Source organism: Gordonia sp. DT219 (assembly GCF_049847065.1).
In the GTDB taxonomy this organism is placed as follows: Bacteria; Actinomycetota; Actinomycetes; order Mycobacteriales; family Mycobacteriaceae; genus Gordonia.
On sequence record NZ_JBNCNR010000016.1, the window covers coordinates 26,391 to 52,523 of the forward strand.

The window sequence follows — 26,133 nt, forward strand, 5'->3', positions numbered from 1 at the left end:
CTCGATCGGCATTCTTCGGCCGTATTCGGTTGTGGTGGGCGGCGCCCGCCCGTGACCACGTCATGGTCAGGAGCCACCCGCGCGCAGTCTATCGATCGTGCCGGTCGCGTCGAACCACCCCCACAGCCACCGGGTCACACCAGCCGCTCACCCGAATCGGGATGGAACAGGTGCACGGTGTTGTCGGCCTGCCGCAGCCGGACACCTTCGCCACGCTTGGCGGGTGCGCGCTGCGCCGAACGGGCCACCACGACCATCGGGTCACCGTCGAGGTTGCGCACCGAATCGTCGGCGAGCGAGGCATACACATAGGTTTCGCTACCGAGTTCTTCGAGCAGCGCGACGTCGGCGTTGAGCCCCGAGCCGTCGTCGGAGAGCGCCAGGTGCTCGGGACGGATGCCGACGATGACCGATGACAGACCCGAGTTGCGCAGCGCGGCAGCCGATTGCGCGTTCACATCGATCTCGGCACCGGCGATGGAGATCGCACCGTCATGCACCGGGGCGGAGAAAAGGTTCATCGCCGGTGAGCCGATGAAGCCGGCCACGAATGCGTTGACCGGCCGGTCATAGAGCTCCGAGGGTGTGGAGAACTGCTGCAGCACTCCGTGTTTGAGGACGGCGACCCGATCACCCATGGTCATCGCCTCCACCTGGTCGTGGGTGACGTAGACCGTGGTGGTACCCAGACGCCGTTGCAGTGCGGCGATCTGGGTGCGGGTCTGGACGCGCAGCTTGGCGTCGAGATTCGACAATGGCTCGTCCATGCAGAACACGCGCGGTTCGCGCACGATCGCGCGGCCCATGGCCACGCGCTGTCGCTGCCCACCGGACAATTTGGCGGGCTTGCGATCGAGGAAGTCGGTGAGGTCGAGCAGCTTGGCCGCCTCGGCCACCCGCTTCTTGCGGTCGGCCGCCGAGATGCCGCGCATCTTGAGGGCGAATCCCATGTTCTCACCGACGGTCTTGTTCGGGTAGAGCGCATAGTTCTGGAACACCATGGCGATGTCGCGATCCTTGGGTGCGACGCCCACCATGTTGTCGCCGCCGATCCGGATCTGCCCGGAGTCGATGTCCTCGAGGCCGGCGAGCATACGCAGTGCCGTCGACTTGCCCGAACCCGACGGCCCGACGAGCACCACGAACTCGCCGTCGGCGATGTCGAGATCGAGCGAGTCGACGGCCAGTTTGTCTGCGCCCGGGTAGACGCAGCACGCCTTGTCATATGCGATGGTTGCCATGGTTTCTCCTGCCGGTGTGAAAAGTTGTGGGGTGCCGTGGATTAGGTGCGTAGGTGATGACCCGACTACGTGATGGCGCGCTTACTTGATCGCCCCGAAGGACAGGCCGCGGACGAGCTTGTTCTGCGCGATCCAGCCACAGATCACGACCGGCAGTGCCGCGAGCACCGAGGCCGCCGACAGCTGCGCCCAGTACAGGCCCTGCCCGGACATGAAGCCGGTCAAAAAGACCGGCATCGTCTGACCGTTGACCGCGGTCATGTTCACGGCGAAGAAGAATTCGTTCCACGAGAAGATGACACAGATCAGCGCGGTCGCCGCGATACCCGGCGAGATGAGCGGCAGGATCACTTCACGGACCGACGTCCACAGACTCGCCCCGTCGATACTGGCCGCCTCGAGGAGTTCGCCGGGCACTTCGAGGAAGAACGACCGCATCATCCACACCGCGATCGGCAGATTCATTGCGGTGTAGAGGATCACCAGCGTCCAGACGTTGTCGAGCATGCCCATCTTCCCGACGATCACGTACAGCGGGATGATCGCGGCGACGATCGGCAGCATCTTGGTGGAGATGAAGAAGAACAGTGCGTCCTTGGTCTTGCGCACCGGCCGCAGTGACAATGCGAAGGCGGCCGGAACGCCCAGTACCAGCACCAGGATCGTCGACGCCACCGTCGCGAACAACGAATTGAGCAGTGGCGTACCGATTCCGGCGTCGAAGACGTTGCGGAACTGATCGAGGGTCGGGGTGAAGAAGAAGGTGGGCGGGCTGGTCGCGGCGTCGCTTTCCTTCTTGAATGCGGTCAGCACCATCCACAGCACCGGAAAGAAGAAGCCGATGGCCAGAATCCAGGTGATCGTGGTCAGCGCCATCTGCCGCGGGCTGCGGCGTCGACGGACGTCGTCGGTCCTCTCGTCGGGGCGGGTGGTCGGGGCGGGACGGGTGTCGGTACTCATCAGGCCGGCTCCTCTGTTCCGGTGAATGACTTGAAGATCAGGCGCAGGGCCAGTGAGGCGACGACGATCGTGCCGATCACCGTGACCACGCCCATCGCCGCGGCCTGCCCGATGTCGAATCCGAGGAAGGCGCGCTGATAGATGTAGTAGGACAGGTTCGAACTGGCGACGCCCGGGCCGCCGGAGGTCATCATGTACACCGCGTCGAAGGTGTTGACCAGGTAGATCGCGCCGAGCACGGTGCCCAGTTCGATGAAGCGCCGCAGATGTGGCAGCGTCAGTTCGCGGAACATCGCGAAGCCCCCGGCACCGTCGACCCGTGCCGCCTCCTGGACGTCGCGGGGCATGGATTGGAGCCCGGCCAGGATCAGCAACATCATGAAAGGCGTCCACTGCCAGACGAGTTCGGCCATCACGCTGGCCAACGGGAACTCCGAGAGCCAGTCGGTGTGAATTCCCAAGGGACTCAGAGCCCAGTTGACCAATCCGTTCGTCGGTGAGAGCAGGCTGGTCTTCCACAGCAGGGCTGCGGCCACCGGCGTCACCAGGAACGGCGTGATGAGCAGCGTCCGAACGATTCCGCGGCCCAGGAACTTCCGATCGAGCAGCAGTGCGAAGATCAGCCCGAGGACCACCGAGATCAGCACGGTGCCCACGATGAGCAGGATCGTGTTGACGGTGACCTTCCAGAACTGGCTGTCGGCGAACACTGCGGTGTAGTTGTCGAAGCCGACGAATTTGCGGGACCCGGGCCGGACGAGATTCCAGGATTGCGTCGAGTAGTAGAGCGTGAACACGAACGGGATCTGGGTGACCACGAGCATGAAGATCAGTGCGGGCAGCAACGGTCCGCGCCGTCGCCAGCCTTCGGCCCGCGTGATGCGATCGTTCTTGGACGTCACCGTCCGTCCGACGTCCGAGGGCACCGGAGTGCCGGGGGTGGTTACTGCGGTGGCCATCCTCACTGCTCCCTCTGGTAGGACTTGCCGACGACCTCGGCATACTGCTGAGACTGCTCGAGCGCGTCGTGCACGCTGATCTGGCCGGCGATCGCCGCCGAGATCTGCTGACTCACCCGGGTTCCGAGGTCCTGGAATTCGGGGATCGCCAAGAACTGGACGCCGGTGTAGGGCACCGGTTGTAGCGTCGGCTTCTGCTGGTCCGCCGCCTGCATCGCGTGCAGGGTCTGCTGTGCGAACGGCTGGGAGATCTTCTGATAGGCAGGCAGCTGGTAGGTCGAGAGTCGGCTGCCCGGCGGGATATGCGTGGCTCCCAACGTGTTCGCCACATGCTCGACGTAGCGCCGGTTGGTCATCCAGTCGATGAAGTCCCACGCATCCTTTTGATGTTTGCTGCTGGTGGGAATGCCCAGCGCCCAGGTGTAGAGCCACCCGTTGTCACTCTTGGCCATTCGCGGCGCAGGCAGATATCCGACGTCGCCGGCAATCGTCGAGGTGTCCGGACTCTCCAGTACCGACACCGCCGAGGTGGCGTCGTACCACATCGAAACCTGACTCTGCGACATCAGGTTTCCGCATTCCTGGAAGCCCGACGACGACGCACCGGCCTCTCCGTACTTGCGCACGGTGTCGACGTAGAACTGGACGGCCGCCTCGACCTGCGGACTGGTCAGCTGTGCGTTCCAGTTCTCGTCGTACCATCGGCCGCCGTAGGCGTTGATCACCGTGTTCAGCGGCGCGAGCACCTCACCCCAGCCCGGCTTGCCGCGCAGGCAGATTCCGGCGGTGCGGTCGTTGGTGAGCTTGCGGGCGGCCTCGGCGACCTGCGGCCAGGTCGGGTCGGGCGGCAATGTCACGTTGGCGTCCCGGAACAGCTTCTTGTTGTACATGAGGAACGACGACTCCCCGTAGAACGGCGCCGAGTACATCGAACCCTGATAGGACAGCGCCGATTTCAAGGTCGGGATGAAGTCGTCGGCGTCATATTCCGGGTCGGCGTCCATATACGGGGTGAGGTTGACCAGCCAGCCGTTCTCGGCCCACATCGGGGTCTCGTAGTTGCTGATCATCACCACGTCGAATTCACCACCGCCGGTGGCCACCGACGCGGTGATCTTGGCGCGGGCCTCGTTCTCCGACAACGTCACGAAGCGGACGTTGACGCCGGGGTGCTGTTGTTCGAACTGAGTGGACAGCTTGACGGCGTCCTGCATCTGCGAGTTCGAGACCATGGCCACGGTGACCTCGCGGCCGCCGCCGCCGGTGAGCGAGCCGGCGCCCGCACATCCCGTGGCGACCAGGCCGACCGCCGCGGCGAGTGCCACCAGCGCAGCCATCGGCCCGGAGCGCCGGCGTGGTGCGCGCGCAACTTTTCGTCGGGTGGATCTCACTGCTGACCTTCCTGTTCTGACACAAGCCATTTCGCGGTGGCCACATCGGTGACCATGATGGACACGTAACCGCCGCGCAGTGCTCCGAGGATCGATTCGGCCCGGTGCCCGCCACCGGACACCAGAATCGTTGTGGGACACGCCTTTACCGCATCGAGAGATACCGAGACGGTCCGCTCGACCAGACTCGATTCGACGACGGCGCCATGCGCGTCATAGAAGCGGCCGCCGATCTCGCCGACCGCTCCCAGGTCGAGGAGTTCGTCGAGCACGGTGGCGTCGATGTAGGCACCCTCGAACAGGGTCGTCGCGGTGGACACCGATCCGACGCCGAACAGCATCACCTGGGCGCCGCGAGCCGCCGACAGTGCCTGCGAGACAATCGAGTCACGATTCAATGCGGCGACGGTGTCGGGGTCGGCGAACAGCGGGGCGACCAGACGCACCGGGCGCGCGTGCAGACGTTCGGAGAATCGGGAGAGTGCGTGATCGACACCGGTGTGGTAGTCGACCGAGGTCATCGATCCGTCCATCTGCACCACCCGCTCCGCCGCGCCGGCCGCGCCGATGGCGTCGGCGACCGCCACCTGCTCAGGGCCCCAGGTGAATCCGAAGGTGTCGCCGGGCTGGATACGCCGCGACAGCACCGACGCGCCCGCCCGCCCGAGCGCCGCATTGCCGGACGGACTCCCATCGGCGACCTCGTCGATGATCAGCACCTCGTCGAGGTCGAACGTCTCCTCCACCCGCCGCTCCAGATCGGTGTGGATCGACGCCGACAGGTGCGCCGGCGCGGCGACCGACACCCGGACCAGGCCCTGGGCGCGTGCGCGTGCGATGAGCCGGCCTGCCGTCGGGCGCGACACCCCGAGCCGCCCGGCGATGTCGGCCTGGGTCAGCCCTTCGAGGTGATACATGGTCGCGGCGCGGACCAACAGCCGTAGATCCTGACCGGCATCGGTACCGGCGCGGCCGGCCGATCCGCGCCCCGGCGTCGATCGCTTGGGCGCTTCGCCCGATACGTCCCCCGTCGCGTCCCGACCGGTCGTTCCCGGGCCGAGATCTGTGGCTTGGTTGCGGTGTGGCACTCGTGGACTCCGTTTCGAAACCCGTCGTGAGCATTTGCTCACTAGCCGTTGATGTGCTCAATACGGTAACATCCGACATGTGACCTACGCAACACTCACCGCCGACTGTGACTCGACTCGTTTGACCATGCGGGCCGGTGTCCTCTGGCCCGACCGTCATCTGGGCGTCGAAGAGCGGCCCGTACCGCAACCGTCGCCCGGCGACGTCCTGGTGCAGGTCAGCGCGGTCGGCATCTGCGGCTCGGACACCCACTACCTGCGGCACGGCCGGATCGGCGACCACGTCGTCACCGCCCCGCTGGTGCTCGGCCATGAAGCGGCCGGCACCGTCGTCGCGGTGGGCGACGGCGTCGCGACATCACGGATCGGTCAGCGCGTGTCGATCGAGCCGCAGCGTCCCGACCCCACGTCGGCCGAGTCGATGCGCGGCGACTATCACCTGTGTCCGCACATGCGGTTCTATGCCACTCCACCGGTCGACGGCGCGCTCGCCGGATTCGTCACCATCGGGGCGGCGTTCGCGCATCTGGTACCCGACGAGGTCACCGACGAGGCGGCCGCACTCTTCGAGCCGCTCTCGGTCGGGATCGCCGCGGTGCGCAAGGCCGCCGTGGGCTTGGGTGATTCGCTGCTCATCGCCGGCGCCGGACCGATCGGACTGATGTGCGTGCAGGTCGCACGTGCGGCCGGGCTCGCGCGGATCGTCGTCAGCGAACCCGACGGTCTGCGACGCGCGCGAGCCGGCGAGTTCGGGGCCACCGAGGCCATCGAACCGGGCGCCGAGGTGAGCGCGGTGGATGCGTTCATCGACGCCAGCGGCGTGGCCGGTGCCGTCACCGCAGGTCTGCGGGCACTGCGCCCGGCCGGGCGGGCGGTGCTGGTCGGGATGGGCGCCGACACCATGGACCTGCCGGTCTCGCTGATCCAGAATCGTGAGATCGTCCTCACCGGGGTGTTCCGCTATGCCAACACCTGGCCGACCGCCCGCGCACTCGTCACCTCGGGTGCGGTCGATCTCGACGCGATGGTCACCGCCCACTACGGACTCGACGAGCTGGCCGCGGCATTCGACTCCGACCGAATCCCCGGCATGATCAAAGCCATTGTCCACCCGAACCTCTCGCACGCCGAGGTCCCGCCGAACCGAAAGGCCCACTCGTGAGCACCCCATCGACCCGCACGCCGCTGCGCAACGCCACCCTCGGCTCGCTGACCGGCGTGACCACGCCCGCTTACGACCGAGCGACGGTGACACCCGGGATCGTGCACTTCGGGGTCGGCGGATTCCACCGCGCCCACCAGGCCTGCTACCTCGACAAGCTGTTGGCGAACGACCCGTCGTGGGGCATCAGCGGGGTCGGGGTACGTCCCGCCGATGTGCGCATGCGCGACGCCCTCGTCCCCCAGGACTGCCTCTACACCCTGACCCTCAAAGCGCCCGACGGTACGGTCACGACGTCGGTCATCGGCTCGATCATCGAATACCGTTACGCGCACGACGGTCCCGAGGCCGTCCTCGAACGGCTCGCCGACCCGGCCACCCGCATCGTGTCGCTGACCGTCACCGAGGGCGGATACAACTTCTCCGCCTCGACCGGCGAGTTCGATGCATCCGATCCCGAGATTGTCGCCGACCTCGCCGGCAATGCTCCTCCGACAACGGTTTTCGGCCTCGTCGTCGAGGGCCTGGCCCGGCGCCGCGACCGTGGGGTGCCGTCGTTCACGGTCATGTCATGTGACAACATCGCCGGCAACGGGCGCATGGCACGGTCCACCTTCCTCGCCTATGCCCGACTGCGCGACGCCGATCTCGCCGACTGGATCGAGGGCCACACCAGCTTTCCCAACTCGATGGTCGACCGCATCACGCCGGCCACGCCCGCCGAGCTCGCCGACGAGGTCGCCGCGCGCACCGGGATCGCCGACGCGTGGCCGGTCGTCGCCGAACCGTTCACCCAGTGGGTCATCGAGGACGACTTCTCCTGCGGGCGGCCATCCTTCGAGAAGGCGGGAGTTCAGGTCGTCGCCGATGTGACGCCCTACGAACTGATGAAGCTGCGGCTTCTCAACTCCGGCCATCAGGCACTGTGCTACTTCGCGTATCTGCTCGGCTACCGGTACGTGCATGATGCCGCCGAGGACCCGGATATCCGGAACCTGCTGCGGCGCTATATGACCGAGGAGGGCAAGCCCACCCTCGAGCCGCTCCCCGGCGTGGACGTCGACGGCTATATCGACACGCTGCTCGAACGGTTCGCCAACCCGGCCATCGCCGACACCGTGGCGCGGCTGTGTCAGGACTCGTCCAATCGCATCCCCAAGTGGCTGGTACCGGTCATCGGTGACCGGCTGACGCAGCACGGTGGCGTGGACTTCGCGGCGGCGGTGGTCGCGAGCTGGACGCGTTATGACGAAGGCGTCGACGAGCAGGGCGACCCCATCGACGTCGACGATCCCCTCGCCGATCGGCTCGTCGGGCTGGCCCGCCGGTCACGTACCGAGCCCCTCGCGTTCCTGTCCGAGGAGTCGCTCTTCGGCGACCTCGCGACCCGCGAGGAGTTCACCACGCCGTATCTGTGGGCACTGGAGACGTTGCGTACCAAGGGCGCCCGCGAGACGCTGCGGGAACTGCTCGCATGACGCTGATCGCCGGGATCGACTCGTCGACGCAGTCGTGCAAGGTGGTCGTGTGCGACGCCGACACCGGCGCCGTCGTCCGATCGGGCAGCGCACCGCATCCGGGCGGCACCGAGGTACATCCGGACCGCTGGTGGGAGGCACTGCTCGCCGCCGTCGACGCGGCGGGCGGGGTCGACGACGTCGCCGCGATATCGGTCGCCGGGCAGCAGCACGGCCTCGTCTGCCTCGACCGTGACGGGCAGGTCGTCCGAGATGCATTGCTGTGGAACGACATCCGGTCTGCTGACGCGGCACGCGATCTGGTCGACGAGTTCGGTGGTGCCCACTGCTGGGTCGATGCGGTCGGCGTGGTGCCCGTCGCCGCGATCACCGCGTCGAAGCTGCGCTGGCTCGCCGACCACGAGCCCGACCATGCCGACTCGACGGCGGCGGTGTGTCTGCCCCATGACTGGCTGACCTGGCGACTCGCGGGCGGCGCGGACATCTCCACGCTGAGCACCGACCGCAGCGACGCCTCGGGTACCGGATACTTCAGCGCGGCCACCGGCGAATACCGAACCGACCTGCTCGGCTTGGCATTTCGCGGCCGAGTACCGATTCTGCCTCGCGTCGTCGGCCCGGACGAGGTCGCGGCAACGACTCCACGGGGCATCGTGCTCGGCGCGGGAGCAGGCGACAATGCCGCGGCCGCACTGGGTGTGCAGGCGCGGCGCGGCGACGCGATCGTGTCACTCGGGACGTCCGGGGTTCTCTGCGCTGTCGGCGACGTCGCTCCGCGCGACCGGACCGGCATCGTGGCCGGGTTCGCCGACGCCACCGGCAGACACCTCCCGCTGGTGTGCACCCTCAACGGTGCACCGGTGTTGTCGGCGACCGCGCAAATGCTCGGCGTCGATCTCTCGCGGTTCGCCGAGCTGGCGCTGTCGGCGCCGCCGGGAGCCGATGGGCTGACACTGATCCCCTATCTGGCCGGCGAGCGCTCACCCAATCTGCCCGACGCGAGTGGAACGTTGTGCGGGATCACCACCGCGAACTTCACCCCGGCCCACGTCGCCCGAGCCGCCGTCGAGGGACTGCTGTGCTCGCTGGTCTACTGCCGCGAACAGATCGAGGCCCAGGGCATCGGCATCGACCGCTGCCTGCTGACCGGCGGAGGTGCGAAATCGGCTGCAGTGCAGGGCATTGCGCCGGAGTTGTTCGGTGGCGAGGTCATCCTGCCCGCCGACGGGGAATACGTGGCGCTCGGCGCTGCCCGACAAGCCGCCTGGGCGCTGACCGGCGAGCTTCCCGACTGGCCGGTCGGCGGTCGCGTCCTCACCGCGACGCCGACTCCCCAGGTGTACGAGCAATACCGGAAGTCGACGGCCGGGATTTGCTAATTTCGGCTGCATGACAGGGTCCACGACAGTCAGCGCAGACGACTTCGAACAGATCCGTTCGGTGGTGCACGACTTCATCCGTACCAAGGTCGTCCCACGCGAGACCGAGATCATGGAAACCGACGCCATCCCCGGCGACCTGCGCGCCCAGGCCGCCGAGATGGGCCTCTTCGGGTATGCGATCCCCCAGGAATGGGGCGGTCTGGGGCTCGACCTCACCCAGGACGTCGAACTGGCAATGGAATTCGGTTACACCACGCTGGCGCTGCGCTCGATGTTCGGCACCAACAACGGCATCGCGGGTCAGGTGCTGGTCAACTTCGGCACCGACGAACAGAAGACTGCGTGGCTCGGGCGCATCGCCGCGGGCGACGTCGTCGCGTCGTTTGCCCTCACCGAGCCCGGCGCCGGCTCCAACCCTGCCGGCCTGCGCACCAAGGCGGTCCGCGACGGCGACGAGTGGGTGATCGACGGGCAGAAACGCTTCATCACCAACGCCCCGATCGCCGACCTGTTCGTCGTCTTCGCCCGCACGCGCGCGGCGGAGGGCAAGAACACGGGGATTGCGGTGTTCCTCGTCCCCGCCGACACCGCCGGCGTCGCGGTCGGCGTCAAGGACAAGAAGATGGGTCAGGAGGGCGCATGGACCGCCGACGTGACGTTCGATGGCGTGCGGGTACCGGCGTCGGCACTCGTCGGCGGTGACGAGGAGACCGGCTATCGGGCCGCGATGACGTCCCTGGCCCGTGGGCGCATCCACATCGCCGCTCTCGCCGTCGGGCAGGCCCAGCGGGCGCTCGACGAGTCGGTCGCCTACGCGGCCGGTGCCACGCAGGGCGGAAAACCCATCGGCTCTTTCCAATTGGTGCAGGCCATGCTCGCCGACCAGCAGACCGGCGTGATGGCCGGCCGCGCACTCGTGCGCGACGCCGCCCAGAAGTATGTCACCGGAGAGGACCGGCGTACCGCGCCGTCGGTGACCAAGTTGTACTGCACCGAGATGGTCGGCAAGGTCGCCGATCTCGCCGTCCAGATCCACGGCGGAACCGGATACATGCGCGAGGTCCCGGTCGAGCGCATCTACCGCGACGTCCGGCTGCTGCGTCTCTACGAGGGCACCAGCGAGATCCAGCGGCTCATCATCGGCGGCAATCTCATGCGCGGTCGGTATTGAATCGGCGCCCGGTGTTGAATCCGCGGTCGGTGTTGAATCCGCGGTCGGTGTTGAATCCGCGGTCGGTGTTGAATCCGCGCCCGGTTGGGTAACCGGTGATCGGCGGGGGCGATCGGACATCACGGCCGCCTCCACCGACTCAGTGATCATCATCGAATCGGAGGTAGGGCCAATGAGTGACGTGAACCCCATCGCACTACAGAAGGCGCTGGGCGGCATCAGCTATCCGTCGAGCAAGGACGGCATCGTCAAGACCGGCGAGGGCAATGGGGCGGACGACACCGTGTTGTCGGCCTTGCGCAAGCTGCCCGACCAGCAGTTCACCGGGCCGGACGACGTGCAGAAGGCCGTCTTCTGAGAGGTCACGGGCGCCGCGCGCCATACACCGCCGACAGCGCTCGGTATCAGTTCGGGCGCCGTCGGCGATGGTGTGCGGTTGGCAGGGTTTGACGTCGCCGACCGCGGGCATCCTGCGTCGAACGGTTCAACACCCGACGAGAGGCCGACGATGACCGAGACGACAGCACAGCCCACTCGCGCCGTCGTGGCACATCCGGTGCCGCAGATCAGCGGGCCACGCGCTCTGCGTGTCCTTGCGGAACTGGGCTTCGCCGCCGTCGCGGCCGGCGTCATCGTGCGCCGCCCCTGGGCGATGGCCGGACTCGAACGCATGCAGGCCGACGCCACCGCGCTGCGTTGTGCACAGCGACTCCGTCGAGAATTCGGGCGTGGGCCGGTGGAACTCGTCATTCCCGGACGGCGCATCGTCGTCATCCTCGACCCGGCGGACGTGGGCCGCGTTCTTGCCGAATCGCCGAATCCGTTCACTCCCGCCAACCGCGAGAAGAAGGCCGCGCTGGCGCCGTTCCAACCGCATGCCGTGCTCATCTCGGAGGGACCGCTGCGTGAGCAGCGGCGGGTGATCAACGTGGCCGCTCTCGACACTCCCCGGCCGCTGCACCGGATGGCCGCACCCATCGCCGCGGTCCTCCACGAGGAAGCCGAGGCGCTGCTGTCCCGGGTGCGCAAGTCCGGTGCGATGACCGCCGACGACCTGATGATCAGCTGGTGGAAAGCGGTCCGCCGAATCACCCTGGGCGACGCCGCCCGCGACGACGAGACAACGACAAATCTGCTCCGGAAACTGCGCGCCGCAGGCAACTGGTCATTCCTGTCCCGGCCACACGCCCGGCGCCGCGAACAGTTCATCGAGCGTCTCTACCACTATCTGGAAGATCCGCAGCCCGGCACCCTGGCAGCGGCGATCAGCGAGGTCCCGACCACCCCGCGATCGACCCCATCGGCCAGATGCCGCACTGGCTCTTCGCTTTTGACGCCGCGGGAATCGTGCTCAGCCGGGCGCTGGCCTTGGTGAGCACCCATCCCGACGCGCTGGCACGTGCGCTCGCCGACATCGAGCCGATCACCACCGAACCGGCCACCTACGACTACCTGCGCGCCTGCATACTCGAGTCGGTGCGCCTGTGGCCCACCACGCCGACGATCCTGCGCGACACCACCGCCGACACCTACTGGGGCGACGATGAGTCTCTCGTCGTCAAATCCGGTGCGGCAGTGCTGATCCAGACACCGACCTTCCATCGCGACCCCGAGCTGGCAGACTACGCCGACAGCTTCGTCCCGCACATCTGGGCCGACGGCACCGCGCAGGCCCGTCCGGACCTGGTGCCCTTCAGCAGTGGGCCCGCGCAATGCCCGGGACAGAATCTGGTGCTGTTCTCCACCAGCACCTTCCTCGCACACCTACTCGGCTCCGCAACGTTCACGCTGACGTCGCAACCGAACCTGTCGCCCGACGCGCCCCTGCCCGCCACCCTGAACAACTTCGGTCTCCGCTTCCGGGTGAGCTGAGCAGGGACCACAGGGGCAGGCACGTGCCGTCGATGTGAGGGCGGGCGCCCTCACCGATCCGGCGCACGCTAGAACTGGGTATGCGCATCATCCCGAGCACTGCGGGTTTCCGTGTCCTCATCGCCCTGGCCGCCGGCGTGGTGCTGGGTATCGTCATCGGGCTCGTGGACGCCGACGCCGGCATCGGCGTGCTCTGCGGCATCGCGATCTCTGCGGGCGTCTTCGTCGCGCTCGGGTGGCTCACCCTGTGGCCGGTGGACGCCGACGACACGCGCCGACATGTGGGCCGGGAGGATTTCCGTCCCATCGTCGACGAGGTCATCGTCGTCGTGGCGGCATCGTGTGCCCTCGGCGGCATCGTCGCGCTGCTCGTCGAGGGCGGCTCACATGCCCACTGGCTCCCGGCGGCGGTGGCCCTGCTGGGCGTCTTTCTCTCCTGGGCGGCCCTGCATCTGATGTATGCCACCCGGTATGCGTTCCTGTACTACGCGAGAAGTCCGGTCGGCGGTATCGATTTCAACTCCGACGATCCGCCGGCCTACCGCGATTTCTTCTACTTCAGCTACAACCTCGGCATGACCTATCAGGTCTCCGACACCTCGGTCTCCAATTCCGCCATCCGGGCGGTGGCGCTGCGACATTGCCTGCTCTCGTATGTGTTCGGTGCGGTGATTCTGGCGACGACGATCAACCTCGTGGCCGGCATCGTCACGGGGTAGACACGAGATCCGTAGCGCTACAGCCCCAAATCGCGCCCGATGATGTCCTTCATGATCTCTGTCGTACCGCCGAAGATGGTCTGGATACGCGAGTCGGTGTAGGCGCGCGCGACCCGGTACTCGTTCATGTAGCCGTATCCGCCGTGTAGCTGCACGCACCGGTCGATGACCTTCTTGGCCAGTTCGGTACACCACCACTTGTTCTTGGCGGCGTCGACGGCGGTCAGTTCGCCGTCGAGAACCGCGCTCAGACACCGGTCGATGTATTGTTCGGCGATGTCGAGTTCGGTCGACATCTCGGCCAACGTGAAGCGGTTGGCCTGGAAGGCGCCGATCGGTTGGCCAAAAGCCTTGCGGTCCTTCGTGTATTGCAGGGTCTCGGTGAACACGGCGCGGGCGCCGGCGATGGCGCCGATGCCGATCGAGAGCCGTTCGGACGGCAGATTCTGCATGAGGTGATAGAAGCCGCGCCCCTCGACGCCGAGCAGATTCTCCTTGGGCACCCGCACGTCGGTGAAGTGCAATTCGGCGGTGTCTTGTGCCTTGAGGCCCATCTTGTCGAGTTTGCGACCGCGCTCGAAGCCGTCCATGCCGCGTTCGACGACGAGCAGTGAGAACGCCTTGTGCCCGGCGGCCGGGTCGGGGTCGGTCCGGCACACCACCACGACCAGATCGGAGTTGATGCCCGCCGAGATGAACGTCTTGGAGCCGTTGAGGATGTAGTGATCACCGTCGGGCCGCGCCGAGGCCTTGATCCCGGCGAGGTCACTACCGGCACCCGGCTCGGTCATCGCGACTGCAAGAATCGTTTCGCCCGTTGCCATCCCGGGCATCCACCGGGCACGCTGCTCGTCGTTGGCCAGGTGCAGGAAGTACGGGACCAAGACGTCGTTCTGCAGACTCAGCCCGGGGCCGGCGCTGCCGAAACGTGCGAACTCCTCCACGATGACGGCATTGAAGCGGAAGTCGTCGGTGACCCCGCCACCGCCGTACTCCTCCGGGATGTTGAAGCCGAGCAGTCCCGCGTCGCCCGCCTTTCGGTAGGCCTCGCGGTCGACTTGCCCGGCCGCTTCCCACTTCTCGACGTTCGGTGCGCATTCGCGGGCGAGGAATTCGCGTGCGGACGCACGCAGTTGTTCGTGTTCGGGTTCGAAGATTCGACGTTTCATCGCTGGAGATCCGTTCGATGGTGGCGGCCTTGGCCATTCGAGCGCCATTCCAACGCCCGACTGATCGCTCGCTAAGTTGTAACACGGGGTGTGATGCAGATCAACAACAAGCGGGCCTAGTATCGGGGGTCATGGCCCGCGAGAGGAGATCGACACCGTCGCGGTACGCGCGTGTGCGATTCCTGGAGGCCGGTCTGATCGTCCTCGCCGAGGACGGTTACGGCGCACTCAAGCTCGCCGCGGTCTGCGCGAGAGCCGACGCCACCACCGGCAGTTTCTATCACGCCTTCGACAATTGGGCCGAGTTCTCCTCGGCGCTGATCGTCTACTGGCGCGAGGAGAAGAGTCGCCGCCCGATCGCCGAGGCGCGCAAGGTGACCGACCCACGGCAGCGACTGGCGGTACTCGTGGACATCGGGCTGACGCTGCCGCACGACTCCGAGCGGGCGATCCGCGTCTGGGCGGCGCAGGACGCCGAGGTCCGCAGGCACCAGGAGGAGGTCGATCTCGAGCGCCGCGACTTCATCGCCGAGACCTATCGGGTGGCCCTCGGAGACGATTTTCCGGCCCAGGACTACGCGACCATGTCGATGTATCTGCTGGTGGGATACGAAAGCGGGACGCTGCGCTCGCACGAGGCGCTCGCCGCCGGATTCCGGGTTCTGCTCGAGAGCGCCATCGGCCCGTGGGACGAACTCGGGGTCGAGCTGCCTGCGGACGCGCCGCCCACCGACGACTGACGCCGCCGACGACCCGGTCAGGCCGCGCGGTATTCGACCGCAGCGAGGGCGATGCGGACGTACTCTGCCGCGGTCTCACCGGGGGTTTTCGGGCCGTCCGGGTGATACCAGTTCGCGACTCCCTGACACATCGACAGGATCGCCCGGCGCGCCGAATCCGGCACAGTTGTCGCGAAAATGTCAGCGCGGCAACCATCTTCGATCGCGGCACGGAGTTTGACGTCGATCCCGTCACGATGTTCGCGATACCGGCGGCCGTTATCGGCGGTCAGCGACCGACGCTCGGAGTCGAGAAAGGCCAGATCGCGGTAGTGGGCCATATAGAGGACGATCGCCTCGACCATCGCCGAGAGCCGTCGCACCGGGTCGTCACCGGCCTGCGCCAGCGCGGCGTCGACATGTGCGCCGACCGTACTCATCGCGTGGTCGAAGAGCGCAACGAGGATGGCCTGCTTGTTCTGATGGTGGTAGTACAGCGCCGGGACGGTGACCCCGACCTCACCGGCGATGGTGCGGACGCTGGTGGCGTCATAGCCGTGTTCGACGATCTGCCGCAGCGCGACGTCGAGAATCGTGGGCAACGCCAACGGCGGATAGTCGCGCCAGTCGCCGATCCGCCTCCCGTCTTTCGGCCCCCCGTCTTTCGGCCCGGCCTCACCCACTGTCACTCCCCTTGCCAGCCATCGGCTTTCGTCGAACTCCGCCATCCTAGGCCAACCCGCGGGCCTGTTGCCCGTTACGCTGAGCGAGTCGGGCGCCCGCCCGGCCTGTCGATGCGAGGGGGATTGCCGAGGATGAGCGCGGACCCGATCACCGAGTTGGAAGCCGAACTCGCCGGCATCTGGCGGCGCGGACGCGGGCGCATGCGGACCCGTGCGCACGCGATCGACCCGCATCTGGACCCGTCGGCCTATCCTCTGATCACCGTCCTCGCCGCGCACGAGTCGCTGCCGATGTCACAGCTCGTGCCCGAACTCGGCCTCGACAAGTCGACGGTCACTCGCCAGATCGACGCGGTGGTGCGCCTCGGGCTCGTCGAACGCACTCCCGACCCCGACGACGCCCGCGCCCGCGTGGTCCGCCTCACCGATGCCGGCCGCGCCCGCTTCGACGACGTGGTCGCCTCCTCCGTTCTCGAGTGGCGCCAGCGCCTGTCTGAATGGAACCCCGACGACATCCGTACCCTCACCGAGCTGCTGCGACGCCTCGCCGAGACCACCGACGCCGCCGGCTGACGCCGGGCCCGGCCTGCCGTGCCGGGCATCCGATCACACCTCGCGCGGGCCGGAATAGGCCGAGATAGTTGCGTGTTGCATCTATTACGCTTATAGTTGCGCCAGTCAACTAATTGCTGTGCCCGGCGACGCCGCGCACTCCCGGGCATGACGACGAACCTCGGCCATCGCCGACCACCACCTTTCCCCCGCGCTTCTTCGCGGATGGATTCGCTTGATCTATGGAGGTATCCGCCCATGAGTACGACCGTTTCGAAGCGCGCGCCGCTCGCTTCGGCGTCGGACGTGTCGATGACACACCGGCAGCGCATCGAAGCGCTCGTCGGACTGCTGCTCGGCATGTTCGTCGCGTTCTTGTCATCGACGATCGTGTCCAACGCGTTGCCGGTGATCATCACCGACCTGCACGGCACCCAGGACCAGTACACCTGGGTGGTCACCGCCACCCTGCTGGCATCCACCGCGACCACGCCCTTGTGGGGCAAGCTCTCCGACCTCATCAGCAAGAAGCTGCTGGTGCAGATCGCGTTGACGCTGTTCACCCTCGGGTCCGTCCTGGCCGGCCTGTCCCAGTCGGTGGGCATGCTGATCGGATTCCGCGTCATCCAGGGACTGGGTCTCGGCGGACTGCAGGCGCTGGTCGTCATCGTCATCGCATCGATGTTCAGCCCGCGCGAACGCGGCCGCTACCAAGGGCCCATCGCCGCGGTCATGTCACTGGCCACGGTCGCCGGACCGTTGATCGGTGGCGTCATCGTCGACACCAGCTGGCTCGGCTGGCGCTGGACCTTCTACGTGTGCGTGCCGCTGGCCGTCATCGCGCTGCTCGTCATCCAACGCACCCTGAACCTGCCGGTCATCCGCAAGGATGTCCGGATCGACTACTCCGGCGCGGTGTTGATCGCTGCCGGCGTGAGCACGCTGCTGATCTGGGTCACCTTGGCGGGCAAGAACTTCGACTGGATCTCCGGATGGACCTTCGGTCTCGTGGGACTCGGCCTGGTCTTGCTGGCGGCGGCACTGTTCGTCGAGTCGCGGGCCAAGGATCCGATCATTCCGCTGCGGCTGTTCCGTGACCGGACCATTGCCCTGGCCACCGTCGCCAGCCTCGCCGTCGGTGTGGCGCTGTTCGGCAGTGCGGTGTTCCTGGGTCAGTACTTCCAGATCGCCCGCGGCCACTCACCGACCGCCGCGGGACTGTTGATGCTGCCGATGATCATCGGCTCGATGCTGTCGGCGACGGTGTCGGGACAGCTGATCACCCGCTTCGGCCGGTGGAAGGGCTTCATCGTTGCCGGTGCCACCCTGATGACCGCCGGTTTCGCCTTGCTGGCGACGATCGACGCGCACACCAACATGGTCCTGATGAGCGGCTATCTGTTCGTGCTGGGTCTCGGCATGGGCATGACCATGCAGAACCTGGTGCTGGCCGTCCAGAACAACGTCGCCCCGGCCAATCTGGGGTCGGCCACCTCCACCGTCACGTTCTTCCGGTCCCTCGGTGGCGCGGCCGGCGTGTCGGTGCTCGGCGCGGTGTTGTCCAACCACGTCACCGACCTCATCGCCAAGGGGCTCAGCGCCATGGGTATCGACACGGCCCAGGCCGGCGCCTCCGGGGCGGGCCTGTCCAATCTGAACGACTTGCCCGCTCCGCTGGCCGATCTGGTACGCGGCGCCTACGGCGACGGCACCGCGCGCATCTTCCTGGTGGCCGCGGTGATGGCGGCGATCAGCCTGATCGCGGTGCTGTTCATCAAGGAGGTCGCGCTCAAGACCCAGAGCGCCTTCGACGAGCATCACGGCAACGCCCCAGAACCGGGCACCGCTGATGCGTCAGCGTTGTCAGTCGACGACGCCGACGCCGGGTTGACCGAGATCATCGCCGCTCCCGCGGTGGCCGGAACGCCCGACGGACCCGAGCGCGCCCCGGGTCGCGACCAGTTCTCGAACCGCTGAGCACTGACGTCATCGGAACCAATCGCCCGGCGGCTCATGGCATTTGCCGTGAGCCGCCGGTCATTTTTATGGGCGCAAGCCCCTGGCCGCGGCGTGTGGTGAGCCATAATCGGTGAATGACCCACGTCCTGGCGGCAATGGATTCCGCACACGGTCAGGGCTGGCGGCAATTCGGCGAGCTCCTGGTGGCGTTCGTGCTCTCGTCGGTGATCGGCCTGGAACGCCAGTTCCAGGGCAAGAGCGCGGGCCTGCGCACCCAGACGATCGTCGGGACGGCCTCGGCGCTGATCCTCATCGTCAGCAAGTACGGATTCTCCGACGTCCTGCAGCCCGGCACGGTGGTGCTCGATCCGTCGCGTGTCGCCGCGCAGATCGTCTCCGGCATCGGCTTCCTCGGTGCCGGACTGATCATCACCCGCCGCGGCGCCATCCGCGGTCTGACCACGGCGGCCTCCGTCTGGGAGACCGCCGCGATCGGTATGGCCGCAGGCGCCGGTCTGCCGCTACTGGCGTTGCTGGTCACCGGGCTGCACTTCGTCATCGTCTTCGCCTACACACCGCTCGGCCGCCTCATGAGTGCGCGTGGGCAGGCCGAGCGGACCTACACCATCACCTACGAGGACGGCCGGGGCGTGCTGCGTGACCTGCTCGCCACCTGCACCTCGCACTCCTGGACGATCAGTTCCCTCGACATCGCCGACCGTGCGCGGACGCAGTCCGACGACCACCGGGTTCCCCTCGTGATGATCAGCCTCCGATTCCACGGACGCGGAGCCGACGCCGCCACGAGCACCCTCGCCGGCATCGACGGGGTGGTCCGGGTCGATCAGGGCGAGGACGAGAACGACTGATCCTCCACATGATCACGACGCCGCGGTCGCCGAAATCCTCGGCTCGTAGCACCCGGTGCTACTGTGTGCTACATGAGCATGCCGCACGAAGTGAGCCAGCGCGACCTGCGCATACGCTCGAAGGAGATCATGGACGCAGTCGAAAAGGGCGACTCGTTCACGGTGACCAGGGACGGGCATGCGATCGGCGAGCTGGTCCCGCTCCGCCGACGCCGCCAGTTCGTCACGCGTGCCGATTTCGCCCGCGGCTCGCGTATGGCTCCGTCGATCGATCTCGACAGGTTCCGGTCGGAACAAGATGACACATACTTGTCGACGCCGGACGACCCGTATGCGCGCTGACGTGCCCCGAGGTCTCCTCGACACGAACATCGTGATCCTCCGCCACGCGCTTGATCCCGACGAGCTCCCGGACGAGATGGCGATCAGCACGATCACCCTCGCCGAACTGTCCGCGGGAGTGCATATGGTCGGCGGCGAGGACACGGACGCGATCGCCGAACGCGCGCGGCGCGCAGAGATACTCCAGCGAACGGAAAGCGAGTTCGATCCCCTCCCGTTCGACACCGAATCGGCCCGAGCGTTCGGCAGGGTCAGCGCCGCGGTGCGGGCACATGGGCGAACACCTCGGCGGCGCGTGGCCGACCTGATGATCGCAGCGGTGGCCATCACTGCGGAATTGCCGCTCTACACAACGAATCCGGATGATTTTGCCGGTCTGGACGACGTCGTCCGGATCATTCCCGTACATCGCCCGATCACCTGAGTCGCGGCACCGTCGACCCGCAGATCGAGTCGCTGCCGTAGATCGGTGTCACCTGCTGACACCGATCTACGGCACAAGCGAATCCGCCCGCGCCGAGATCACACGTCGCCTCGAGAATCCACCCAACATTGCCTCCAGCACCCCGGTCAGTTTATTGTTTGTCATACAAACACCAGGAGTGACCGTGACCACATCTCGACGCGCGACCCGCGACGCAGGCAAGGCAACCCGTGACGCGCTGCTACGCGCGGCGACCGAGGTGTTCACCGAGGTCGGGGAGACGGCGTCGGTCGCACAGATCTGCGCGCGGGCGGATGCGTTCCCCAATCAGGTCACCTACTACTTCGGCTCCAAAGAGCAACTGTTCGTCGAGGTGGCCTGCGCCGCGGTGCTGCGGGCCGGCCGGCACGCCGAAGAGGCGGCGGCGTCGTCGGCGACGGTCCGCGACTACACCCGAACCCTGGTCGAGACGCTGCTCGGGCCGCAGGCGCGCGGTGTCGAACTGTTCACCCGGGCACTGCTGCTGGTGCCGCGCCGGACCGATCTGCGCCCCTACATCACCGACACGCTCACCACGTTGCACGACCGCGGCGAGGCCGCCCTGCTCGACACCCTGGTGCGTACCGGGTGGCAACTGCGCGCCGACATCGGCGTCGAGGCGCGCGCGTTCTGGTCGGCGATCTTCGGTCTGACCGTCCAGAATGCCGCGGTGGCAAATGAATCGGGCGCAGACGAACTGGGCGCCTCCGTCGCCGACGCCGTCACCATCGTGTTCACCAACATGCAGATCCCCGAGCAGGTCCTCGACCGGCCACTACGCCCCACCACCGTCCCCGCCACCGGAAAGGCCGCCCGATGACCGCCACCACGTCCACCACCCATCCACGACCACACGTCACCCACACCGTCACCAACCAGTCCACGCCGCGCGTGGACATCAACGAGTACGACCTGAACATCGTTCTGCAAGAAGCGGTTCGCCGACACGACGCAGCGTGGGCCGAAGACGAATTGCGCACCGTCGGCGCGCTCGTGGGCAGCGCGGGCTTCCAGGACGACGCGCACCTGGCCAACACGATCACGCCCGAGTTGCACAGCTTCGACCGGTGGGGCCATCGAATCGACGAGGTCGAGTATCACCCGGCGTATCACCGCATCATCTCCGCGGCGATCTCGCATGGGGCGCATACCCGTTGCTGGGATGATCCGCAGCCCGGATCGCATGTCGCACGCGCGGCGGTGTTCATGCTGTTCGGGCAGATCGAGCCCGGGCACGCCTGCCCGGTGTCGATGACGCATGCGGTGATCCCGTCACTGGAACTGCAGCCCGACGTCGCCGCACATTGGGTACCGAAGGCATTGTCGCGCAGCTACTCCGCCGAGCTGTCCGCGGACAAGAGCTCGGCGGTCTTCGGGATGTCGATGACCGAGAAGCAAGGCGGCTCGGACGTGCGGGCCAACACCACCGTCGCCGTGCCGACCGGCACCGGCGGGCCGGGCGCCGAGTATCTGCTGACCGGCCACAAGTGGTTCTGCTCGGCCCCGATGTCGGATGCCTTCCTGGTGCTCGCACAGTCGCAAGGCCCAGGCGGCGAAGGACTTTCGTGCTTCCTGCTGCCGCGCGTCCTGCCCGACGGCACCCGCAACGTCTTCGGTATCCAGCGCCTCAAGAACAAGCTCGGCAACAAGTCCAACGCGTCCAGCGAGATCGAACTCGACGGCACCGTGGCCCTGATGGTCGGCGAACCGGGCCGCGGGGTACGCACCATCATCGAGATGGTCGCCCAGACCCGCCTCGACTGCGTCATCGGCAGCGCCGCCGGCATGCGTCAGGCCACCGGTGAGGCACTCTGGCATGCGCGCCACCGCGCGGCGTTCGGTGCGACGCTGGCCGATCAGCCCGCCATGACCGCGGTACTCGCCGACCTCGCCCTGGAATCGGAGGCCGCCACCGTCACCGCGATGCGACTGGCGCGCGCCCACGACGAGGACGCCTCCGACACCGAACGCGCCTTCCGGCGGCTGGCCACCGCCGTCGCCAAGTACTGGATCTGCAAACGTGGCCCGCACCATGCCTACGAAGCGCTGGAATGCTTGGGCGGCAACGGATATACCGAAGACTTCCCGCTCGCGATGCGGTATCGGGAGCAGCCGGTGATGGCCGTCTGGGAGGGTTCGGGCAACGTCATCGCGCTCGACGTGCTGCGGGCCATGACCCGCGAGCCGGAATCGGTCGGTGCCTTCGACGACGAGATCAATCGGGCCCGAGGCGCCCACCCCGTCCTCGACGCACACCTCGATCGGGTACGCACCCAGCTCGCCGAACTCGCCGGACTCGACGCCGCATCGGCTCAGCGCACCGCACGCCGCGTCGTCGAGTCGATGGCGCTGGCGTTGCAAGCCTCACTGCTCGTGCGTTTTTCACCGGACGGGGTCGCCGATGCCTTCATCGCCGCCCGCCTCGGCGCCGATCGTGGCTTCGAATACGGGACACTACCCGCCGGCACCGACCTGGACGTCATCCTGGATCGGCACTGACTCCTGGATCGACACTGCCCCCTGGAACGGCACTGGCCCCGACCGCGTCGAGGATGGCGTTTCGCGTCCGGGAAGCGGTGTTGGGCAACCACATTGCCATCACCGGGGTCATCGGCGGGTCGTCGAAGGAAATGATGCGGATCTGATCCTGGTACAGCCAACCCGGCTGGTTGGTGACGAATGCACAGCCGTCCGGATGGGTGATGACCGACATGTGCGGGGGTGTGCCACGCAGATTGGAGACGATGATCTCCGGCTCGAAACCGACTCGGCGGCAATACGACACGATCATGTTCTTGTAGTCGTCCTCGAGTTCGGACACCACGATCGGATGGTTGGCGAGATCCTTCATCGCACAGGTGGCGTGCTCGGCCAGCGGATTGGCCGCGTTGACCGCGAGCCGCAACTCGTGCCTGGTCGCGATCGCGCCGGCCAGATTCGGGACCGCGGTGTGACTGCGGGCCAGCGCGAGGTCGATGTCCCCGGCCGTGATCGCATCGTGAATGTCACCAGGCCAGATCGGTTTGACGGTGATCGAGACGGACGGATCGGCCAGTACCGCACCCTCGATGACCTGGAACACCTCCGACGGCGCGAGACCCGGGGTGTGCCCGATGCTGAACGGTGTGGGCTTGTTTGCGTCGATCATCTGCACCTCGGACGCGAGGTTCGCTCCGCCGGCCAGCAACGGTACCGCCCCCTCGTAGAGGGCCAGACCGGCCGGCGTCGGCGTCAGCGCGCGACGCGACCGGGAGAACAATTCGACGTCGAGCTGGCGTTCGAGCTCGCGGATGGCCACCGAGAGCGCTTGCTGGGAGATGTAGAGACGTTCGGCGGCAACCCGGAGGGAGGGGGCGTCGACGACAGCCATGAACATCCGCAGTCGCCGTAGATCCAGGTCACGCATACGTTCCACCTGCCCCACCTCCACTCTCAAACTGGTTTTGTCAGTAGGCACATTATCCGTTGACGACGATTGTCCGCGAACCGTGTTGCGGCTACAGCACGACGCCGGGGTTCAGCAGTCCATCGGGATCGAGGGCGGCCTTGATGGTGGCGGTCAGTTCCATGACGTCGGGACCCACCTGGTCGGGGAGCCAGCCCTTCTTGAGGCGGCCCACCCCATGTTCACCGGTGATGGTGCCGCCCAACGAGATCGCCAGATCCATCACCTGACCGAAGGCCCGATGCGCACGATCGTGCTCGTCGGCGTCGTCGGGGTCGAACACGATGAGCGGATGGGTGTTGCCGTCACCGGCATGCGCGATGACCGAGATCAGCACGCGATTATCGGACGCGATCGTGCCGACCCCGTCGATCAGGACGGGCAGCGCGGGCAGCGGCACCCCGACATCTTCGAGCAGCAGCGAACCGAGCTTCTCCACGGCGGGGATCGCGGCCCGGCGCGCCGCGGTGAAGGCCTCGCCCTCGGCGGGGTCGGTGGTGGCGAAAACCTCGGCAGCGCCCCGGGATTCGAAGGCCGCACGAATGATCTCCACCTCGGCGGCACCGGCCGGACCGGGCGCATCGGACTGGGCGACGAGCAGCGCGCCGGCCTCACGGTCGAGGCCCATGCGCAACATGTCCTCGACGGCATTGATCGCCACCTGGTCCATGAATTCGAGCATCGCCGGCCGAATCCGGGCGGTGATGTCGAGCACCGCCTCACCGGCCTCGTGCACCGAGGCGAACGTCGCGACCACCGTGCACGCCTGCGCCTGCGGCGGCAGCAGCCGCAGCGTGACCTCGGTGATGATGCCGAGGAGCCCCTCGCTGCCGACGAACAGTTTGGTCAACGACAACCCGGCCGAGTCCTTGAGTTGCTTGCCGCCCACACGGATCGCGCGACCGTCGGCGAGCACCACCTCCATGCCGAGCACGTAGTCGGTGGTGACACCGTATTTGACGCAACACAATCCGCCGGCATTGGTGGCGACGTTGCCGCCGATCGAGCAGATCTCGAAGGACGAGGGGTCCGGCGGATACCAGAGATCGTTGGCCGCCGCAGCCGCCTTGACCTCCGCATTGAGCAGGCCGGGCTGGACGACGGCGGTGCGGGTGGCGGTGTCGATGGTGATCTCCCGCATCTTCTCGGTCGAGATCATCACCGCGCCGTCCACCGCGGTGGAACCGCCGGAGAGGCTGGTGCCCGCACCGCGCGTGATGATCGGTACCCGGTGGTGGCCACACCACCTGAGCACGGTCTGCACCTGCTCGGTGGTGACCGGCCGGATCAAGGCGAGCGGGGTGCCCGCATCGGGATCGAACGCGCGGTCCTGGCGATAGCCGGCGAGAATGTCGGGGTCGGTGACGAGCATCTGCTCGGGGAGTTCGGCCCGCAATCCGTCGACGTCCACGCTGTTCATCATCTCAGCGTAGAACCGCCGGTCCGGGGCCGAGGTCAGCGGGAAGAACTCTTCGGCCGATACCCTGGCGAGGTGTTCCGGATGGGCGAGACCGTCGCAGGCTTCGTCATCGAAGCCGCCGTGGGACACGGCAGCAGCGCCGACGTCTACCGGGTGCATCGCACCGACGGTTCGGGGCCGTGGGCGCTCAAGGTCCTACACGGCGACGACGCGGATGCCGGACGGGCCCGCGAACGCTTCGAGCGCGAGTTCACCATCGCCTCACTGCTCGACCATCCGCATATCGTCTCGATGGTCGACCGCGGTGAAGTCCGCATCGACACCGCTGCACCCGGCACCCGACTGTGGCTGGCCATGCAGTACGTCGCCGGCCCGTCGGCGACGTCCCTGATCCCACTCGATGACCGCCAGCCCCGGGTCTCGGTGGTGCTGCGGGTGGCACAACAGATCGGCGACGCCCTCGACTACGCCCACACGCGTGAGGTGCTTCACCGCGACGTCAAACCGGCGAACATCCTGCTGACGACGGCGACCGACGACGCCGACGGCGTACTCAGCGATTTCGGTATCGCCCGCCTCCTCGATGACACCCGACCACTCGCCCGCAACGGTCGAGTGCAAGGATCGGTCGCGTATGCCGCGCCGGAGCTCCTTGCCGCGCAACAACTCTCCCCGGCCACCGACGTCTACTCGTTCGCCTGCGCATTGGTGGAACTGTTCACCGGGACACCACCCTTTCCGCGGTCGACGGCATTCGCCATCACCCACGCCCACATCCGCGACGACCCACCGAAGCTCACCCGCCGCCGCGCGTGGCTGCCGTCGGCTCTCGATTCGGTCTTCGCCAAGGCCCTGGCGAAGAATCCCGCGGATCGCTATCAGACCTGCGCCGAATTCGTCGACATCATCACGCGCGCACTGCGCGACGTGCCGGTGCCCCCCGACGAGCTGCGCCGCCGTCGCTGGTCACGCGGCCCAGCCTAGCCGTGGTGTGACCCGTATCACCGCCGCTGCCATGTTAATTCGGACATTCGTGGGCTTCGAACGCCGCTGAAAAGGCCATTTCCCGGCGCACCCACCCGGCGTGAC

General features: G+C 67.0%; 26 protein-coding genes. 17 read left to right on the plus strand and 9 right to left on the minus strand.

Annotated features, from left to right (window positions below):
• Positions 1 to 134: 134 nt before the first annotated feature.
• The 5 genes from ACPXB3_RS16975 to ACPXB3_RS16995 form a co-directional block, all read right to left on the minus strand.
• On the minus strand, positions 135 to 1,241 hold the full coding sequence (locus ACPXB3_RS16975) for an ABC transporter ATP-binding protein (protein WP_425728627.1): 1,107 nt from the start codon (positions 1,239 to 1,241) through the stop codon (positions 135 to 137).
• Positions 1,242 to 1,322: 81 nt separating this feature from the next.
• Positions 1,323 to 2,201 carry a carbohydrate ABC transporter permease gene (locus tag ACPXB3_RS16980; protein WP_425706345.1) on the minus strand — a complete coding sequence of 293 codons (879 nt, stop codon included), beginning with the start codon at positions 2,199 to 2,201 and terminating at the stop codon, positions 1,323 to 1,325.
• Positions 2,201 to 3,160 (minus strand): carbohydrate ABC transporter permease, encoded by a 960-nt coding sequence (locus ACPXB3_RS16985; protein WP_425706346.1) that lies wholly within the window; start codon positions 3,158 to 3,160, stop codon positions 2,201 to 2,203. Before ACPXB3_RS16985 ends, ACPXB3_RS16980 begins: the two co-directional genes overlap by 1 nt.
• 2 nt (positions 3,161 to 3,162) lie before the next feature.
• The gene (locus tag ACPXB3_RS16990; protein WP_425728673.1) at positions 3,163 to 4,497 is read right to left on the minus strand and encodes an ABC transporter substrate-binding protein; all 1,335 of its coding nucleotides are present in this window, start codon (positions 4,495 to 4,497) and stop codon (positions 3,163 to 3,165) included.
• 50 nt (positions 4,498 to 4,547) lie between these two features.
• Positions 4,548 to 5,489: a sugar-binding transcriptional regulator gene (locus ACPXB3_RS16995; RefSeq protein WP_425706388.1), complete on the minus strand. Its 942-nt coding sequence runs from the start codon at positions 5,487 to 5,489 to the stop codon at positions 4,548 to 4,550.
• 277 nt (positions 5,490 to 5,766) lie between these two features.
• Here ACPXB3_RS16995 and ACPXB3_RS17000 point away from each other — a divergent pair, with 277 nt between their 5' ends.
• The 8 genes from ACPXB3_RS17000 (at position 5,767) to ACPXB3_RS17035 (ending at position 13,423) form a co-directional block, all read left to right on the plus strand.
• Positions 5,767 to 6,801, plus strand: coding sequence for an NAD(P)-dependent alcohol dehydrogenase (locus ACPXB3_RS17000; RefSeq protein ID WP_425728675.1), 1,035 nt, complete (start codon positions 5,767 to 5,769; stop codon positions 6,799 to 6,801).
• Positions 6,798 to 8,279 (plus strand): mannitol dehydrogenase family protein, encoded by a 1,482-nt coding sequence (locus ACPXB3_RS17005; protein ID WP_425728629.1) that lies wholly within the window; start codon positions 6,798 to 6,800, stop codon positions 8,277 to 8,279. The genes ACPXB3_RS17000 and ACPXB3_RS17005 overlap by 4 nt, the downstream gene beginning before the upstream one ends.
• The gene (gene xylB, locus ACPXB3_RS17010; RefSeq protein WP_425728631.1) at positions 8,276 to 9,658 is read left to right on the plus strand and encodes a xylulokinase; all 1,383 of its coding nucleotides are present in this window, start codon (positions 8,276 to 8,278) and stop codon (positions 9,656 to 9,658) included. The genes ACPXB3_RS17005 and xylB overlap by 4 nt, the downstream gene beginning before the upstream one ends.
• A gap of 10 nt (positions 9,659 to 9,668) precedes the next feature.
• A complete protein-coding gene (locus ACPXB3_RS17015) occupies positions 9,669 to 10,832 on the plus strand; it encodes an acyl-CoA dehydrogenase family protein (protein WP_425728633.1) in 1,164 nt (387 codons plus the stop codon).
• Positions 10,833 to 11,004: 172 nt separating this feature from the next.
• Positions 11,005 to 11,190 carry a DUF2795 domain-containing protein gene (locus ACPXB3_RS17020; RefSeq protein ID WP_425728635.1) on the plus strand — a complete coding sequence of 62 codons (186 nt, stop codon included), beginning with the start codon at positions 11,005 to 11,007 and terminating at the stop codon, positions 11,188 to 11,190.
• Between the two features lie 150 nt (positions 11,191 to 11,340).
• On the plus strand, positions 11,341 to 12,207 hold the full coding sequence (locus ACPXB3_RS17025; RefSeq protein ID WP_425728636.1) for a hypothetical protein: 867 nt from the start codon (positions 11,341 to 11,343) through the stop codon (positions 12,205 to 12,207).
• Complete coding sequence (locus ACPXB3_RS17030; RefSeq protein WP_425728638.1) at positions 12,141 to 12,704, plus strand: cytochrome P450; 564 nt, start codon at positions 12,141 to 12,143, stop codon at positions 12,702 to 12,704. Before ACPXB3_RS17025 ends, ACPXB3_RS17030 begins: the two co-directional genes overlap by 67 nt.
• Before the next feature lie 80 nt (positions 12,705 to 12,784).
• Positions 12,785 to 13,423: a DUF1345 domain-containing protein gene (locus tag ACPXB3_RS17035; protein WP_425706352.1), complete on the plus strand. Its 639-nt coding sequence runs from the start codon at positions 12,785 to 12,787 to the stop codon at positions 13,421 to 13,423.
• A 17-nt stretch (positions 13,424 to 13,440) separates the two neighbouring features.
• Here the strand turns inward: ACPXB3_RS17035 and ACPXB3_RS17040 are convergent, their stop codons facing one another.
• Positions 13,441 to 14,592: an acyl-CoA dehydrogenase family protein gene (locus ACPXB3_RS17040; protein WP_425728640.1), complete on the minus strand. Its 1,152-nt coding sequence runs from the start codon at positions 14,590 to 14,592 to the stop codon at positions 13,441 to 13,443.
• Positions 14,593 to 14,723: 131 nt separating this feature from the next.
• Here ACPXB3_RS17040 and ACPXB3_RS17045 point away from each other — a divergent pair, with 131 nt between their 5' ends.
• Entirely contained in the window at positions 14,724 to 15,332 is a 609-nt protein-coding gene (locus ACPXB3_RS17045; protein ID WP_425706354.1) for a TetR/AcrR family transcriptional regulator, read from the plus strand.
• Positions 15,333 to 15,349: 17 nt separating this feature from the next.
• On the opposite strand, the gene ACPXB3_RS17050 is transcribed toward ACPXB3_RS17045, so the two are convergent.
• The gene (locus ACPXB3_RS17050) at positions 15,350 to 15,994 is read right to left on the minus strand and encodes a TetR/AcrR family transcriptional regulator (protein ID WP_425728642.1); all 645 of its coding nucleotides are present in this window, start codon (positions 15,992 to 15,994) and stop codon (positions 15,350 to 15,352) included.
• A 132-nt stretch (positions 15,995 to 16,126) separates the two neighbouring features.
• Here ACPXB3_RS17050 and ACPXB3_RS17055 point away from each other — a divergent pair, with 132 nt between their 5' ends.
• The 7 genes from ACPXB3_RS17055 to ACPXB3_RS17085 all read left to right on the plus strand — a co-directional run bounded on the left by ACPXB3_RS17055 (position 16,127) and on the right by ACPXB3_RS17085 (position 22,678).
• Complete coding sequence (locus ACPXB3_RS17055; protein WP_425706356.1) at positions 16,127 to 16,567, plus strand: MarR family winged helix-turn-helix transcriptional regulator; 441 nt, start codon at positions 16,127 to 16,129, stop codon at positions 16,565 to 16,567.
• 291 nt (positions 16,568 to 16,858) lie between these two features.
• Complete coding sequence (locus ACPXB3_RS17060) at positions 16,859 to 18,523, plus strand: MDR family MFS transporter (RefSeq protein ID WP_425728677.1); 1,665 nt, start codon at positions 16,859 to 16,861, stop codon at positions 18,521 to 18,523.
• Between the two features lie 116 nt (positions 18,524 to 18,639).
• Positions 18,640 to 19,374, plus strand: coding sequence for an MgtC/SapB family protein (locus ACPXB3_RS17065; RefSeq protein ID WP_425728644.1), 735 nt, complete (start codon positions 18,640 to 18,642; stop codon positions 19,372 to 19,374).
• Between the two features lie 72 nt (positions 19,375 to 19,446).
• Complete coding sequence (locus ACPXB3_RS17070; RefSeq protein WP_425706358.1) at positions 19,447 to 19,716, plus strand: type II toxin-antitoxin system Phd/YefM family antitoxin; 270 nt, start codon at positions 19,447 to 19,449, stop codon at positions 19,714 to 19,716.
• Complete coding sequence (locus ACPXB3_RS17075; RefSeq protein WP_425706359.1) at positions 19,706 to 20,140, plus strand: type II toxin-antitoxin system VapC family toxin; 435 nt, start codon at positions 19,706 to 19,708, stop codon at positions 20,138 to 20,140. Before ACPXB3_RS17070 ends, ACPXB3_RS17075 begins: the two co-directional genes overlap by 11 nt.
• Before the next feature lie 184 nt (positions 20,141 to 20,324).
• Positions 20,325 to 20,999: a TetR/AcrR family transcriptional regulator C-terminal domain-containing protein gene (locus ACPXB3_RS17080; protein WP_425728645.1), complete on the plus strand. Its 675-nt coding sequence runs from the start codon at positions 20,325 to 20,327 to the stop codon at positions 20,997 to 20,999.
• Positions 20,996 to 22,678 carry an acyl-CoA dehydrogenase family protein gene (locus ACPXB3_RS17085; protein WP_425728647.1) on the plus strand — a complete coding sequence of 561 codons (1,683 nt, stop codon included), beginning with the start codon at positions 20,996 to 20,998 and terminating at the stop codon, positions 22,676 to 22,678. Before ACPXB3_RS17080 ends, ACPXB3_RS17085 begins: the two co-directional genes overlap by 4 nt.
• Here ACPXB3_RS17085 and ACPXB3_RS17090 read toward each other — a convergent pair.
• Both ACPXB3_RS17090 and ACPXB3_RS17095 read right to left on the minus strand, forming a co-directional pair.
• Entirely contained in the window at positions 22,659 to 23,585 is a 927-nt protein-coding gene (locus tag ACPXB3_RS17090) for a LysR family transcriptional regulator (protein WP_425728651.1), read from the minus strand. The genes ACPXB3_RS17085 and ACPXB3_RS17090 overlap by 20 nt on opposite strands.
• A 91-nt stretch (positions 23,586 to 23,676) precedes the next feature.
• Positions 23,677 to 25,044, minus strand: coding sequence for an FAD-binding oxidoreductase (locus ACPXB3_RS17095; protein WP_425728653.1), 1,368 nt, complete (start codon positions 25,042 to 25,044; stop codon positions 23,677 to 23,679).
• A gap of 81 nt (positions 25,045 to 25,125) precedes the next feature.
• Between ACPXB3_RS17095 and ACPXB3_RS17100 the strand changes: the two genes are divergently transcribed.
• Positions 25,126 to 26,028, plus strand: coding sequence for a serine/threonine-protein kinase (locus ACPXB3_RS17100; protein WP_425728655.1), 903 nt, complete (start codon positions 25,126 to 25,128; stop codon positions 26,026 to 26,028).
• Positions 26,029 to 26,133 lie beyond the last annotated feature (105 nt).